Raw genomic sequence first — 15,363 nt, 5'->3', positions numbered from 1 at the left:
GCAGAATAAGCACGATTTTGTTACGGATAACCGTGAAATTGTTCCGTTTAGGCTAAAAAAGTGTTGCCTAGTGCTTTTATTTGTTATTGAAATGCTATATCTTTGCGAACAATAATAAGAATTAAAAAGTTTAAAATCATGGCAACGAACAAGCTATTATGGTCTTCTAAGCTCATTGGGGTATTTTTTATTATGTTGGTTTGCACTCTTTCTGCAAATGCACAGTTTTTACGTACTTCCTATTTCATGGAAGGTACTCACTATCGTCAACAACTGAATCCGGCTTTAACACCGACTAAAGGTTACTTCAATCTTCCGGTGATCGGTGCTGTCAATGCAACGGTTGGTTCTACTTCGTTAGGTTATCAGGATATCATTGACATTATTGATGATGGCGATGATTTCTACACTAAACCGGATTTCATGAATCGTCTGAAAGATAATAATAAACTGAATGTAAACTTCAGTACAGAAATTCTTTCTGCAGGATGGTATAAAGGAAAAAACTTCTGGTCATTCAATATTGGTCTTCGTACAGATATTGGTGCTAACCTGACAAAGAATATGTTTACCTTTTTGAATGAGATGGAAACAGTTGAAGAAAACTGGAGAAATAGTAACTATGATATTAGTGGTCAGCAATTGAATATCAATGCTTATACTGAAGTTGGTTTAGGACTTTCACGTCAGATTAATAACCGTTTGACGGTTGGTGCTAGAGTGAAAGCTTTATTGGGTATTGGCAACATGGAGTTGAAACTTAATAAAGTTGCGATGAATGCTAATTTGCCTAGTGATGCCCGTATTAATCAATTACAGGATCCAGCATATTTATCTAGTTTGGGTGTTGACGATATTACGAAGTTAAGAAGTGAAATTGAGGGCTACCATGCTAATCTGGCAGTAGATGCTCATTTGGAAAGTTCTTTCAAAGGATTGAATTTGAAAAAGGAAGATGGACAGGATTATATTAGTGATTTCGAATTTGAGAGCAAAGACATGGGAATCGCAGGTTACGGCTTCGGTATTGACTTGGGAGCGTCTTACAAGATTATGGATAATCTGACTGTATCTGCTTCTATTTTGGACTTGGGGTTTATATCATGGTCGAAAAGTAGCACTCAAATAGCTAATGCTAAAGCAGCAGGCATTGATATGAAGGGAAGTGACTACACATCAGGTATTGATCCTAATAATATCCCTGGAAGTATTACTGCTATTGAAAATAACATAAAGGATTTGCAGACGGATGCTAATGGATATATGGAGCGTGTTAGTGGCGGTGACGTACTTGACTATGAAATGTTGCAACTTAGAACGGAAGAAGCAAGCAAGTCCCGTAAATCTCGTCTTGCTTCTACCCTAGTATTAGGTGCAGAATATGGATTCTTCAATAACAAATTAGCAGTAGGTGTATTGTCAACAACTCGTTTTGTACAGCCTGATGCTCTTACAGAATTAACATTCTCTGCAAACTACCGTCCGAAAAGCTGGTTCAATGTAGCACTTAGCTACTCAGCTATCCAGTCAGCAGGTAAATCTTTCGGTCTGGGTCTGAAATTAGGTCCTCTGTTTGTCGGAACTGACTATATGTTCTTAGGTAAGAACTCTAACTCTGTGAACGGATTCGTTGGAGTTTCTATTCCGTTGGGCGGAAGAAAAGCAAATAAAGAAGGATAAGATATTTTAATTTCTCTCTCTAAACATTCTCTTTTAATTAATTCTCTATCGAATAAAAAACGTATAATTTACAGCTTACCGTCTTAGAGTCCTCTAAAGGATCACAGATGGTGAGCTGTTTTTTGTATTAGAACCATTTTATCTTCCGGAATATCACAAATGCAAGAGTTGACAATCCAATGGAGAAGAGTACAATCAAAGAGAAAGCGAAGGGTACCTCTTCCAGATGAATATCCACATTCATACCATAGAAACTGGCAATCAATGTCGGGAGCATCAGGACGATGGATAAACTTGTCATACGTTTCATGATCGTATTCACGTTATTGGAGATAATAGAGGCAAAAGCATCCATTGTTCCCGTGAGAATATCACTGTAAATATTCACCGTGTTAAGTGCCTGTTTCAATTCGATAATAACATCCTCCACAAGTTCTGTGTCCAGATAATCCGTATCCTGGAAGATAGTTCTTAACTTTCCTATCATTACTTCATTTCCGCGGATGGAAGTGTTGAAGTAGACAAGTGTTTTCTGCAGTCTCATCAGCCGGAGCAGGTCCTCGTTGCGGATGCTTCGCTCCAGTTCCTTTTCTGCGGCGCTGATGTCTATGTTTATCTGCTTTAGATACTTCAGGAACCACACGGCAGAAGAATAGATGATCCGGAGAATCAGATCCAGTTTGTTGCGCACAACAATCCCTTTTCGGCGGGTGTGTTCAATAAAATCCGGTAATAGATCAGTGTTATGATAACAGACGGACACAATGATCTCATTGTTGGTGATGATACCAATTGGTACGGTGCTGAAAGGCAGAGTGCTGTTTTGCGCAATCTGTACAGGGATACGAAGAATGGTCAATAGCCAGTTACCTTCCGTATCCGTACGCGGACGTTCGTCCGTATCGGCTATGTCATTAAGAAATGATTCGGGTACGTTGAGAGTTTGAGTTAGAAATTCAAAGTCATCGTTATTCGGGCATACTACATTTACCCAGCTGTTAGGAAGCCATTGAGCTTTTTCCACAAAGCCAGCTTCACAATAAAGATACGTTCTCATCTTATTGCCTCCTTTCGTTTGTTTGACACGAGCAGAGGCATCAGGTTTCAATGACTCTGTTCGCTTTAATTAATACTAGTTGTGCACGTTCGCGGGTTTGAATCGTCCATATTTCTATGATTTTATTTTTAAAGCGATGCAAAGGTACGGAAAAATGAAGTAGGTTCCGCCTTTTGTATCGTGTTTTTCGATCAATATATTGAAAGTACTTTTACAAAGTAAGAAAAACATTCATAGCCTGGTGCACTTCTGCCCTGTAACTTAACATAGATTAAACGTTTACGTAACCATCTTTTTTGTACCTTTGCGCCCGAAAATCAGAGTGATAATTTAAATATTGAAATATTATGAGTAAGAAAGCCCTTTTAATGATCCTCGATGGTTGGGGATTAGGTGACCAAAAGAAAGACGACGTAATCTTCAACACGCCCACTCCTTACTGGGATTATCTGATGACTACTTATCCTCACTCTCAACTTCAGGCAAGCGGTGAAAACGTAGGTTTGCCCGACGGACAGATGGGTAACTCGGAAGTAGGTCACTTGAATATCGGTGCCGGACGCGTGGTTTATCAGGATTTGGTAAAAATCAATCGTGCATGTGCTGATAATAGCATCCTGAAAAATCCTGAAGTCGTTTCTGCTTTCTCTTATGCAAAAGAAAACGGAAAGAGTGTTCACTTTATGGGGCTGACTTCTAACGGTGGCGTACACAGCTCACTCGTTCATCTCTTCAAACTTTGCGATATCGCTAAAGAATATAACATCGACAATACATTTATCCACTGCTTCATGGATGGTCGTGACACTGACCCGAAGAGCGGTAAAGGCTTTATCGAAGAACTTTCTGCACACTGTGAGAAATCTGCAGGCAAGATTGCTTCTATCATCGGCCGTTATTACGCTATGGACCGTGACAAACGCTGGGAACGTGTAAAAGAAGCTTATGACCTGCTTGTAAACGGCATAGGTGAGAAAGCTACCGATATGGTTCAGGCCATGCAGGACTCTTATAATGCAGGTGTTACAGATGAATTCATCAAACCGATTGTGAATGCCAACTGTGACGGAACAATCAAAGAAGGTGATGTGGTTATCTTCTTCAACTACCGTAATGACCGTGCCAAAGAGTTGACTGTTGTATTGACTCAACAAGATATGCCGGAAGCCGGTATGCACACCATCCCGGGCCTGCAATATTACTGTATGACTCCGTACGATGCTTCTTTCAAGGGTGTTCATATCCTGTTTGACAAAGATAATGTATCTAATACATTGGGCGAATATCTTGCTTCTAAAGGCTTGAGCCAACTTCATATCGCTGAAACAGAAAAGTATGCACACGTAACATTCTTCTTCAATGGTGGACGTGAAACTCCGTTTGACAAAGAAGATCGTATTCTTGTTCCTTCTCCCAAAGTGGCTACTTACGACTTGAAGCCGGAAATGAGCGCTTTCGAAGTAAAAGACAAACTGGTGGCTGCCATCAACGAGAACAAATATGATTTCATCGTAGTGAACTTCGCTAATGGTGACATGGTAGGTCATACCGGTATTTATGAAGCAATCGAGAAAGCTGTTATTGCTGTAGATGCTTGCGTGAAAGATGTAATTGAAGCTGCCAAAGCACAGGATTACGAAGCAATTATCATTGCTGATCATGGTAACGCTGACCACGCTTTGAACGAAGACGGTACTCCGAACACTGCTCACTCTTTGAACCCTGTTCCTTGTGTTTACGTAACTGAGAACAAAGCTGCGAAAGTAGAAAACGGTCGTCTGGCAGATGTTGCTCCGACTATTCTCAAGATTATGGGGCTGGCTGTTCCGGCTGAAATGGACGGAAAAGTGTTGATAAATTGAGAATTGAGAATTAAAAATTAAAAAATGATAGCTAAGAATAATGCTATTCATGTTAAATCGTATGCGTTTGCTATTCGTATAGTAAACGCATACAAGTTTTTAGTAGGATCTGAAAAAGAGTTTGTTTTATCAAAACATTTATTTCTCAATTTTTAATTCTCAATTTAAGATGATACAAATAGGTGATGTAGTAGTATCTCTTGATGTATTTCAGGAGAAGTTTCTTTGCGATCTGGGTGCCTGTAAGGGTGCTTGTTGCATTGAAGGTGATGCCGGTGCTCCGGTAGAGCTGGATGAGGTGATGGAGTTGGAAGAAGTTTTGCCGGTTATCTGGGACGAACTGGCTCCGGAGGCACGTGCGGTGATTGAAAAGCAAGGAGTGGTATATACGGATCAGGAAGGTGATTTGGTGACTTCTATTGTCAATAATAAGGACTGTGTGTTTACTTGTTATGATGAGAACGGTTGTTGTTATTGCGCAATCGAAAAGGCCTATCGAGCGGGAAAGACTGCTTTCTATAAACCGGTGTCCTGCCATCTTTACCCTATCCGGATTGGAGATTACGGACCTTATAAAGCGGTGAATTATAATCGTTGGGACATATGCAAAGCAGCGGTTTTGCTGGGAAAAAAAGAGAATCTTCCCGTATATCAGTTTCTGAAAGAGCCTTTAATCCGTAAGTTCGGTGAAGAATGGTACAAAGAACTGGTTACTGTTGCCGAAGAACTGAAAAAGCAACAATATATTTAAATTCTCTTCCGGTTCTTGCGTATGCAATATACTTGATATAGTAAAATACACAATGCGATTATTATTCCGCATGCCGGTATCATCCATACTTCCGGATGAATAATAATCAAGAAGATACAAGTGGCGATCACACAGGAAGTCAATACAATAAGAAACAACCTGATCTTTGCAAATAACGGATTAGGAGCAGTAGTTTTCATTTTCATAGTTATGTTTTCTTTGCTTTTTATGCAAGATAGTGATTTTGTATGGAAAACGTTTCTGCTGTTAGCTTTTATTAAGAGATAGGCAGTTGAACTATTCGAACATAAAGACCCTTTGGGCAAAAGAAAAACGCCGATCGAAGGATGTTCCTTCGCCATCGGCGTTTCCTCGTTGTAAGATGTGAGGTTGGTTTATAAAACGTAATTATTTAAATTATGTGTCGATATTTGCATACGTTGCATTTTCTTCAATGAACTCGCGGCGTGGTCCTACATCTTCACCCATTAACATAGAGAAGATATAATCGGCTTCTGCAGCGTTGTCAATATTTACTTGTTTCAACATACGGTTTTCGGGGTCCATAGTTGTTTCCCACAATTGCTGTGCGTTCATTTCACCCAAACCTTTGTAGCGCTGTGTATGAACAGCACTTTCCGAACCGCCACCGTAAGTATCGATAAACTTCTGGCGTTGTGCATCTGTCCAGCAATACTCTTCTACTTTACCTTTTTTGCAGAGGTAGAGCGGGGGAGTAGCGATGTACAAATAGCCATTCTGAATAATCTGTGGCATATAGCGGAAGAAGAACGTCATGATCAGTGTGTCGATGTGAGAACCATCGACGTCGGCATCGGTCATGATGATGATCTTGTGATAGCGCAGCTTTTGGATATTCGCTTCTTTGCTGTCCTCGTCAGTTCCGATAGTAACACCGAGGGCTGTGTAGATGTTACGGATTTCATCACTTTCCAAAGCCTTGTGATACATGGCTTTCTCTACGTTCAGAATCTTACCGCGCAATGGGAGGATAGCCTGGAACATACGGTTACGTCCCTGCTTGGCAGTACCACCTGCCGAATCTCCCTCGACGAGGAATAATTCACATTTCGTTGCATCCTTATCCGAACAGTCAGCCAATTTACCTGGTAGACCGCCTCCTGACATTGGGGACTTGCGTTGTACCATTTCACGGGCTTTTCTTGCTGCATGACGTGCGGTAGCGGCGAGAATCACCTTGTCTACAATCGTTTTTGCTTCCTTCGGATGCTCTTCCAGATAATATGCCAATACTTCCCCCACTGCCTGGTCGACAGCACCCATCACTTCGTTGTTACCCAACTTCGTTTTAGTCTGTCCTTCAAACTGTGGCTCTTGCACTTTTACGGAGATAACGGCAGTCAAACCCTCGCGGAAGTCATCTCCCGAGATTTCAACCTTCACTTTTTCCAGCATCTTGCTGTCTTCGGCATATTTCTTCAACGTACGGGTCAGCGCACGGCGGAAACCTGCCAGGTGTGTACCACCTTCAATGGTGTTGATATTGTTAACGTATGAGTGAACGTTTTCGGAGAATCCGGTATTGTACATGATAGCCACCTCAATAGGGATTCCCTGTTTTTCCGAGTTCAGATAGATAACGTCGTTAATCAAGTGCTCGCGTGAAGACTCGATAAAACGTACAAACTCTCTCAAGCCTTCTTCTGAATAGAACTGCTCACCCTTGAAGCTTCCGTCTTCGTTCACAACTCGACGGTCGGTCAGGGAAATACGGAGACCAGCGTTCAGATAAGCTAATTCACGCAGGCGTGAAGCCAGAATCTTGTAATCGTATACCGTTTCTGTAAAGATGGTATTGTCCGGCCAGAATTGTTGGCGGGTTCCCGTGATGTCGGCTGTGCCGACTTCTTTTACAGAGTAAAGCGGTTTACCGATCTCGTACTCCTGCTGGTAGATTTTGCCATTACGGAATACTTGCGTAGTCATGTGGGTAGACAGCGCATTTACGCAAGACATACCTACACCGTGCAAACCTCCGGATACCTTGTAAGATCCTTTGTCGAATTTACCTCCGGCGTGCAGTACAGTCATGGCAACTTCCAGTGCCGACTTCTTTTCTTTCTCGTGATAGTCCACCGGAATACCGCGTCCGTTGTCCTGTACTGTGATTGAATTGTCTTCGTTGATTATTACTTCGATATGGTCGCAATATCCGGCCAATGCTTCGTCGATAGAGTTGTCAACGATTTCGTATACCAAATGGTGAAGTCCCTTGACGCTGATGTCACCAATGTACATCGCAGGGCGTTTTCTTACTGCTTCAAGACCTTCCAATACCTGGATACTATCCGCAGAATAAGACCCGTTATTGGGAGTGATTTGTTCTTCGCTCATAATTGCCTTTCTAACTTTAATAACAGAGCAAATATAGTGAAAATTGTCGACTTGACGAAGAATAATCAGTGAAAAATAAAGAATGTGAGTGGATTCTCCGCTATCTTGATAAGTTTGATATTCAATGGGTTATAAACAAGAAAGGCCGAACTTAAAAGTTCAGCCTGGATGCTATGTAGAATTATAAAATTCTTTCTATTAAGCGAGCTTGTTGATGTAAAGAGCTAACTTAGATTTCAGATTGCTGGCTTTGTTCTTGTGAATAATATTCACCTTAGCCAACTTATCCAACATCTTTGTAATGCCTGGGTACATTGCAACTGCTTCTGCTTTATCAGTAGTTGCACGAAGCTTTCTAACAGCATTTCTCATGGTCTTGCCATAATATCTGTTGTGAAGTCTTCTAGTCTCTTCTTGTCTGATTCTTTTCAGTGATGATTTATGATTTGCCATCTCGACTAATCTATTTTTTTAGTTCTTTATTCTTTTAACTTGTAGCCCGTGGGGGAATCGAACCCCCCTTTCAAGAATGAAAATCTTGCGTCCTAACCGATAGACGAACGGGCCATCCTATTGTTGCATTTCTGCGTTTTGCTTTCTCGAATCTGTGTTTGTTTCTCGATTGCGGATGCAAAGGTAGGAACTTTTTTGAAACTGACAAATGATTCATAGGAAAATTTTCGTGGAATATGCGTTTTTTTTCAAATTGACCATTCTTTTATCTTGATATTCAATGAAATAGAATGCTTTACTTTTTATAAAAAAACTTCTTTCCGGTAAAAAAACTGGAAGGTGTCCTCTTTCATATACCTTATTATATTATAATGAACTAAAAAGGCTACTTATTTGTGATTTCTCTTGTAACAAAAAAAGTGCATTCTCTCCTCGCTTGGACAGAATGCACGAAACACAAACAAAACAAACAATTTTAATAAAACGATATTTTCTTTGAAAAATCGTTTTATTAAGATGCTACATGTAGTGGGAAACATTACATGAGCAGAGGGCAAAAGAGCCCGCTAGGGTACTTCGCAGTAGCCTTTGTAAATACATCTCACCTAAATATTGTTCACATACTATTTCGCCATACGTTTTTAAGACTCCAGTTCGGAGTTGTTCAGGCGTATAATCCATCCGTTAACTTGCATTCTTGGGCATATCTTCGGAATCCCGGTATCCGATGACTGGATAAAGAACAAAAGCGTATATGAGTCCTGACGGTCGAGATACTCCTGGTCACTCATTTCACCTATATCATTGTAGATTTTGGATAACAACAGATATTGGGTGAGTGGGAGACGAAGAATGTTCTTGCCGCTTGGTATATGTTTGATCGATAAGGTTGTCTGATCCCCTTTCATGATACGTAATGTATTTAATCTCGCATGAATGACCGGAGTTTGCTCGGACATTACAGCCACTTCCTTCTGATATGGAAGATAGTAGACTGGAGTTGTACCGACCGGTGTGTTTGTGTAGTCTATTATTCCGTTGCCAGATTCTAGCGTAAAGGAAAAGTCCTCTTGGCGTAGAGGAGCATTTGCTTCATCTTGAAGAATGCATGAGAAATAATTAGTATCTTTCACTAAATTGGCGGTAATAACCTGATATTTTTGACTAATAGTAATATTTTCAAGGCTACTGTAAAAGAGTGCATTCAGTTTCCTGTCCGACTGATTCTTATTGTCGCATGCCAGTGATATATTCAGGGACCTTCGTTCCGTTTGTCCGGCTTTGAGATTAGGGAGCTGGTACATATGGTTGGATGTCCCTCCCCATATAAGCAGACGATAAGTTCCTTCGGGAAATGGTACTTTTACCATACAGTAGCCTTGATGTAATGTAATGCTGTCTACGTCCACTCGATCCACATATTTATCATCCTTGTCGAAAGCAAGGATGGTAATATCGCTTACTTGTGTGGAGGCAGCGTCCACATCTAGTATATTATAGGTATACGAGATTTTCAGCCAAGTCCCGGAAGGGCAGTCTGACAAGTCGTCGTTCACCCAGTCACAGGATGAGAACAAGGCGATGGCACTGATAATATAGAGTAAAAATGGACGCATTTATAATAAATTTAGTTCGGGTGGCCAATATTTATTCAAGTTCTACATCTTGATTACGTACGGCCCACGGAAAAACATTGAAATTGATGTCTAGTTCGGCTTTATATTCATCCGGCTGATCCGGGTCGATGAAAGGTTCGCCGCTACCGAGTCCTGCAATTTTGTTGACTGACAATCTGTATATATTGTTGCGTACGATACCGAATTCCATAACACCCATTTCCGGAGAATTATTATCAAGGTGTTTGATCCAGTAATTGTAATAACAAGAGTAGTTTTCCGTTTTCTTGAAACGTTTGATACTATATCGGGCTAGTTCTTCTGTTGTCGAGTTGTCAGTGACATCATTGGGCAAATTATTAAGGACTAGTTTACGGATTGCATCTACGCTGGTATAAAAGTTGTAATTGAAGTAGAACATATTAGTCGGCCAGTTGGACTGATTGCTAACTACATCGCCATTTTCATTGAAAACGCGGTCGGGGGCAATATCCATGTTGGCTTTGAACATAACTCCCGTGCTGTATGCGTTCAGTTGGGCGTCAAGGAACATACAGTTTTCCAGGCAGTAGATATGTGACCAACTGTTAGCTTGCGCCATACCTGCCCAGTTGCCGTCGTTGATATCCAACTGTACTAGAGCTTGTGCAAAGAAACCATCGGCGTTTGTAAAGTCCCCGGCATTCTCCACTGTTTTCTTGAAGAAATAGGGATCGATAACATAACCATTGTTGTCGTTGATATCACCGAAGTTTTCATCAGTATATGAATCTGGTTCCTGGAAACTGTTCAGTACCGCTGTATGGCGGAAAGTATAGAACTGGGTTGCCAGGTTCAACATTCTGAAATTGTTCAGTTTGATTGTACAGTAGGTCTTTCCGGCTGGGTCTGTTAGCGGGAAAGTTTCCTGTGTTTGAGTCAGTTCGACTTTGGCAACCACGCGTTCGAGACCAATAGATACACTGGTCACTTTATCGGAATCTGTAGGTTTCTTCACTTCAACGTTCAGATTGGCAGCTCCACGATTGGTCATAACGAAACCGTTTTCGGGTACGCTTGGAATTTTTCCTGCACTGTAAGTAACGGCATCAACTGCATTCAGAAAAGCCTCTTGTGTGCTGATATTTCCAGTGATTGCTTTTCCGTTAGCTATGGCAAAGATGTTATAAGTTCCCGGATTTACAGTGATTTTGTCAGCGGTGTACTGTATGTTTTGACCGCTCGTAACTGTCCGGTTGATGTTCTTCAGTTCCTGCTGATCTTTGAGCGTTTTTGTGGTCGAGTCAAATAGATAAACTGTGAGACTCTTTACCGCATATTCTTCTTTCGAACCTTCGGTGGTAACGCCGGACGATTCGGCACTTCGGCTGGTAGCAACGTTTGGAATCTCGAAGAACAAGGCGAGATTACCATTTGACTCTGAATGAGTGTCATCGGCGATGACCACATCTGCATCATTGATGCAACTGTACTGTGTGACTGCCGCGAATAAAAGCAGTGACATTAATTTACTGAATCTTTTCATTTTACATTTGATTTTAATGAGTATTTATTTTAATTCAAGGACTAATTGCAGATTATTATCCGCTTGTGATAGTCCTGCTTTTTGAGCTTGTCTGAATAAGTACTCTGCTTCCTCATAGTTATTTTTAAGAAAGCATAGAACTCCTTTTGCTAATATTGTTTCCGGTACTTCCGGAGCTTTTTCCAGATAAGTGGCAGCTGTTTGGACGTCTCTTTGCATCAAGGCTATACAGGCGGCATTCAAGTTGGCTGTGGGATTATCGGGAAATAGTTGTACGGCAGCCATGAAAATCTGATTATAAGTTTCGCTTCCAGGTGTACTGGCAAGTGCGAGACGAAACATTTCTTCAAGACTCAAATTTTTAGGGTTTGTAGTAAAGACTTTCCGGGATTCTGCAAGAGTAAACGGGCGTACACGATATTCAATAGTGTAGTCGGAATGTCTAAGTAGAGTAAACCAATGCTTCAGGACAAAATCGTAGAATGCAGGGAAGTGTTTTTTTAACTTTCTCTCCTTGCTGTCGGGGTGAATGTCGCTTGTTATGGTTTTTATTATCGCTTCTTTCTCTTGAAAAGTCGTATCACAGAGAAGAGCTTCAAATCCTTCCCAATCTTCGGGAGTATAGTCTGTCCGGATATGCGCTCCGTCGAATGCATATAGCTGATTTACATACTCTTTCACAGATTGAGTACGTTCACGGGCCAACTTCTCATTGAGTCGGTAAGGTCCGTCGGGTGAAGCGTAGCCGTGAATGCTGATGTGTGTGATGGTAACGTTGGTGTCATTTTTAATGGTGTTGATTGTTTCAATAATTTTATTCAGTTCTACTGTATTGTTGCTGTATGTTTCGTATATAGCAGTCACATTGACAGGAAAATCAATAAACGCACACCCTTTTTCTTCTCTGATTTTCGAGGTTTCCACTTGGGGAGTCAGGAATACGAGTTGTGGAATAGGGGTTGGCTGTGGGTGTAAACGGGCGATACAAGTGAAATTTTCTTCACCCGGAATCCCACAGCCACAGCTTTTCTCAACGAGTGAGAGAGTGGCATGATTCATCCAACTTTCGAAAGGTACAGATTGCAGATAATGTATTGTCTGCCGACTTCCGTTTTTTCTTTGCAATGCTTCGGCTTCTTTTTCCTTCTTGCCGGCTTCGCGCAAAAATATGATGTGTTGTTTTCGGCTGTTGATATAGATCGGTGGTAATTCCAACCGGTGTTCCAGACTGTCACTGACAACAGGTATCAATGTCATTGATTCATTGGGCAGGAAGTCACGAGTGACTTCTATTCCAATAGAAACCAGTAATTCTTTCCCGGCCTTGTGCAGGCTGGAGGAAGTGGCTCGAACAGTGCCATCATCTCCTGCTACAGGTGTCTGTGCCTGAAGAGAAAGAGATAAGATGGCTGCAATGATAAAAGTTCCTCCTGTTTTCATATTTTTATAACTAAATGACTCCTTATCCGTAACAAAAGCAATCATAACTCACCATGGATAAATTCGTGAAATGATTCCTTGCTGCTGCAATGCTTTCAATATCTTCATGTCCTTTATTGATCTGCTGATGCCTCCATGTCCTAGATAATATACTCTCCATGGGGTAGAACGGCATTGACGTGCTATTCGTATGTAGATACTTCTTTTTCTGGAGAACCAGACTTTCCATAAACTTTTCATCCTGTTTTATTTTAAAATAGATAAACTAAACTTATTGAAGCCTTACTAGGCCCTATGTAATGATAATCACCTTTGTCCCGTAATCCGGCGCATTTCTTGACGCAGTTGTATTGCTTGTAGCGGATAAAATCGTATCCTACTCCCAGACTTGTTTCTATATTCCAATGATCATTCAGCATCCAGTGATATCCGGCACTGATACCTCCGCCTGCCAGCCATCCTTCATATCTGTACTTTTTCAACCCGGCGAATATACCGAAAGGCAGTTTTTTCCCTCCGATATTGAATTGTGCCCCATTGAGGTAAGTACCCCAGAAAAAGCCGTTAAACTTCTGGCAAGTCCAGTATTTATATTCTGGTTGTATCAGCCAATAGCGGTTCACATATTTCTCTTCCCGTTTCCATGGTCGCAGACTGCCGGTCAGTTCAACTGTGCTTTTATTTCCGATGGCATATGAGACTCCGACCTCGAGAGCCCCATCTATTGCAGGAAGCGCATTCACCCTGACTGCTACTTTCTGTGAGTGACAGTGGAGCCAACCAACTGATAAGAACAGGAATAAGAATAAGAAATATTTCATTGTATCTGCTCGTTAAGGACGTTTATTATTTTCAAAAAATACATTCAGATTGTAAGAAGCCTCTTCTGACCCTTCTGTCTTAGCGGCCTTTAACATACGAATGCCTTCGTATGTGTTTCCAGTCATTAGCTCATATACACCCCGGCAATTCTTGTAAGCAAGGTTGTCATGAGGAGCCATCGATAAAAACTTGCTTATTGATTGAGTATTTCCTTGTTCGATGGCGGCAGCGGCAGCGTTCAGGTTGGCGATGGGGTGTACAGGATACAGTTTGACACTGATGTTAATAATTTGGTAAAACTTGGCTTTGTTATCTGCATACGACAGAGCTACGGTATAGAGTTCGCGGAGCGACAACATTTGTGGATTGACGTCAGCCATAATCTTAGCCTCTTCAAGATTAAAATTCAACTCTTTCTGATTTCGTATATCTACATCATCCGTAGCCGGAGAAACATACGAACCTTTATATTTCATTTTTGTGGTTGTCGTATCGGCCTGAGACGTGTTTTCTGCTGTTGACGTAGCCTCGTCCGGATTCTTTTGGAGGGATGGGAGTGCAGCAGGTTGAGATGTAATGAGTAAAGTGTCTTTCAACGCTTGTTCGCTTTCAGGACGGATGATTGTTCTCCGAAGGAGGAGAGTTGCGTGGTTCATCCAATCTTCTGCGGGCAACGAAGTCCGGTAAGCGATGGTGCGGGAATGACTTTCGCCGATACCGGCAACGAGGTAGGTTGCATCCTCTTCTTTATGCCCGCTTTTTTTTCGTAATATCTGGTTGCGCAGATATAATTTCTGTTTTTGTTTGCCGTTCAATAGGATGGAGGGCAGTAAGATTTTCTTTTCCTGTCCGGTTAAGACGGGCGTTAGTCTGACGGCATTTTTAGACTCCATATTTTCTATTTCTACCGATACATCCATGGAGAGTAGTAATGAATCTGCCCGCACTCCGAGAAAGTGTGGAGTAATATCCAGTTTAATGTTTTGTGCCGGGAGTAGATTGCATATCAATAAGCTGAAAAATATGAATGCTTTCGTTTTCATTTTATGTGGTTATTATTAGGTTGATTTATCGGATGAAATATATGATTGATATCCCTGCTTGTGTAGGTCCCCAGTAGTTGCAGCTTGATTTTTCCAATAGGGCTGCACCTTCAGACTGTCCGTAGCGTTTATAATTAAGGTGTGCATATCCGAGTGAGATTCCTGCTTCCAGGTTCCATTGAGGGCTGATCATCCATTGATAACCGTAGGAAATGCCGAAACCCGCCAGATTGCCTTGATATCTGTTATGAGCAATCTGCCTGTTCTCAATACCCAGCATTTTCCCATCGCTGAATCCCCAAGGGAGCATTCCTCCAAAATTGAACAAAGCATAGTGTAGCTGAAAGCCGATAAAATTTCCTGTGAATGCTTCATTAAACCATTTACGGTATTCCGGCTGTAACAGGAAATGTTTCATCTTTTTGTTCCCTCCGAAGTCCCAGGGATTGTAATTGAGAGAAAGGCTGATGGTATGTGTATCGTCACATCGCACTTCTCCTCCCATGTTGAGAGTAGTGGTTAGATCGTAAAGCAGATTGCTTTTAATGGCTATATTTTGTCCGCAAAGGTTTGAAGCAGGCAGAATACATGTAACAAAGGCAATGATGGCTAGCCCATGTTTAATGTTTGCCGCATATCTCCACCTGTTGCTGGCAGCAGGCCTTTCATTTTTACTGATATCGGGTTTGTGTGTCATAATTATTTGTTTATGTGTATCTGTTACTTCTTAGGTAACGG

14 protein-coding genes and 1 tRNA gene are annotated in these 15,363 nt (G+C 41.4%); 3 read left to right on the top strand and 12 right to left on the bottom strand.

Annotated features, from left to right (window positions below; translation table 11 throughout):
- Positions 1 to 138: 138 nt before the first annotated feature.
- The gene (locus I2I13_RS04515) at positions 139 to 1,680 is read left to right on the top strand and encodes a DUF5723 family protein (protein ID WP_008649185.1); all 1,542 of its coding nucleotides are present in this window, start codon (positions 139 to 141) and stop codon (positions 1,678 to 1,680) included.
- 127 nt (positions 1,681 to 1,807) lie between these two features.
- Here I2I13_RS04515 and I2I13_RS04510 read toward each other — a convergent pair whose 3' ends face one another.
- Positions 1,808 to 2,737 (bottom strand): magnesium transporter CorA family protein, encoded by a 930-nt coding sequence (locus tag I2I13_RS04510; protein WP_008649186.1) that lies wholly within the window; start codon positions 2,735 to 2,737, stop codon positions 1,808 to 1,810.
- A 347-nt stretch (positions 2,738 to 3,084) separates the two neighbouring features.
- On the opposite strand from I2I13_RS04510, the gene gpmI reads away from it, so the two are divergent.
- Both gpmI and I2I13_RS04500 read left to right on the top strand, forming a co-directional pair.
- Complete coding sequence (gene gpmI / locus I2I13_RS04505) at positions 3,085 to 4,599, top strand: 2,3-bisphosphoglycerate-independent phosphoglycerate mutase (protein ID WP_148364161.1); 1,515 nt, start codon at positions 3,085 to 3,087, stop codon at positions 4,597 to 4,599.
- Between the two features lie 169 nt (positions 4,600 to 4,768).
- Complete coding sequence (locus I2I13_RS04500) at positions 4,769 to 5,350, top strand: DUF3109 family protein (RefSeq protein WP_008649198.1); 582 nt, start codon at positions 4,769 to 4,771, stop codon at positions 5,348 to 5,350.
- On the opposite strand, the gene I2I13_RS04495 is transcribed toward I2I13_RS04500, so the two are convergent.
- The 11 genes from I2I13_RS04495 to I2I13_RS04445 form a co-directional block, all read right to left on the bottom strand.
- Positions 5,347 to 5,556, bottom strand: a complete 210-nt coding sequence (locus tag I2I13_RS04495; RefSeq protein ID WP_004298238.1) for a hypothetical protein — start codon at positions 5,554 to 5,556, stop codon at positions 5,347 to 5,349. The two genes, I2I13_RS04500 and I2I13_RS04495, sit on opposite strands and share 4 nt — an antisense overlap.
- 211 nt (positions 5,557 to 5,767) lie before the next feature.
- Positions 5,768 to 7,726: a DNA topoisomerase (ATP-hydrolyzing) subunit B gene (gene gyrB / locus I2I13_RS04490; protein WP_074558273.1), complete on the bottom strand. Its 1,959-nt coding sequence runs from the start codon at positions 7,724 to 7,726 to the stop codon at positions 5,768 to 5,770.
- Between the two features lie 198 nt (positions 7,727 to 7,924).
- The gene (rpsT, locus tag I2I13_RS04485; RefSeq protein ID WP_004298235.1) at positions 7,925 to 8,179 is read right to left on the bottom strand and encodes a 30S ribosomal protein S20; all 255 of its coding nucleotides are present in this window, start codon (positions 8,177 to 8,179) and stop codon (positions 7,925 to 7,927) included.
- Between the two features lie 42 nt (positions 8,180 to 8,221).
- Positions 8,222 to 8,293 (bottom strand) — tRNA-Glu (locus tag I2I13_RS04480).
- Positions 8,294 to 8,820: 527 nt separating this feature from the next.
- A complete protein-coding gene (locus tag I2I13_RS04475) occupies positions 8,821 to 9,795 on the bottom strand; it encodes a FimB/Mfa2 family fimbrial subunit (protein ID WP_195648914.1) in 975 nt (324 codons plus the stop codon).
- Between the two features lie 31 nt (positions 9,796 to 9,826).
- Entirely contained in the window at positions 9,827 to 11,320 is a 1,494-nt protein-coding gene (locus I2I13_RS04470) for an Mfa1 family fimbria major subunit (RefSeq protein WP_120080752.1), read from the bottom strand.
- A gap of 24 nt (positions 11,321 to 11,344) precedes the next feature.
- Positions 11,345 to 12,760: a hypothetical protein gene (locus tag I2I13_RS04465; protein ID WP_195648913.1), complete on the bottom strand. Its 1,416-nt coding sequence runs from the start codon at positions 12,758 to 12,760 to the stop codon at positions 11,345 to 11,347.
- 48 nt (positions 12,761 to 12,808) lie between these two features.
- Positions 12,809 to 13,000, bottom strand: a complete 192-nt coding sequence (locus tag I2I13_RS04460) for a hypothetical protein (RefSeq protein ID WP_165863283.1) — start codon at positions 12,998 to 13,000, stop codon at positions 12,809 to 12,811.
- An 11-nt stretch (positions 13,001 to 13,011) separates the two neighbouring features.
- Positions 13,012 to 13,581: a DUF3575 domain-containing protein gene (locus tag I2I13_RS04455; protein ID WP_195648912.1), complete on the bottom strand. Its 570-nt coding sequence runs from the start codon at positions 13,579 to 13,581 to the stop codon at positions 13,012 to 13,014.
- A gap of 12 nt (positions 13,582 to 13,593) precedes the next feature.
- On the bottom strand, positions 13,594 to 14,625 hold the full coding sequence (locus I2I13_RS04450; protein WP_120080760.1) for a DUF3868 domain-containing protein: 1,032 nt from the start codon (positions 14,623 to 14,625) through the stop codon (positions 13,594 to 13,596).
- 25 nt (positions 14,626 to 14,650) lie between these two features.
- Positions 14,651 to 15,322 (bottom strand): DUF3575 domain-containing protein, encoded by a 672-nt coding sequence (locus I2I13_RS04445; RefSeq protein WP_148364157.1) that lies wholly within the window; start codon positions 15,320 to 15,322, stop codon positions 14,651 to 14,653.
- Positions 15,323 to 15,363 lie beyond the last annotated feature (41 nt).

The organism is Bacteroides sp. D55t1_190419_B8 (assembly GCF_015558905.1).
Lineage (GTDB): Bacteria > Bacteroidota > Bacteroidia > Bacteroidales > Bacteroidaceae > Bacteroides > Bacteroides vicugnae.
This window is presented reverse-complemented; position numbering and strand designations above follow the sequence as displayed.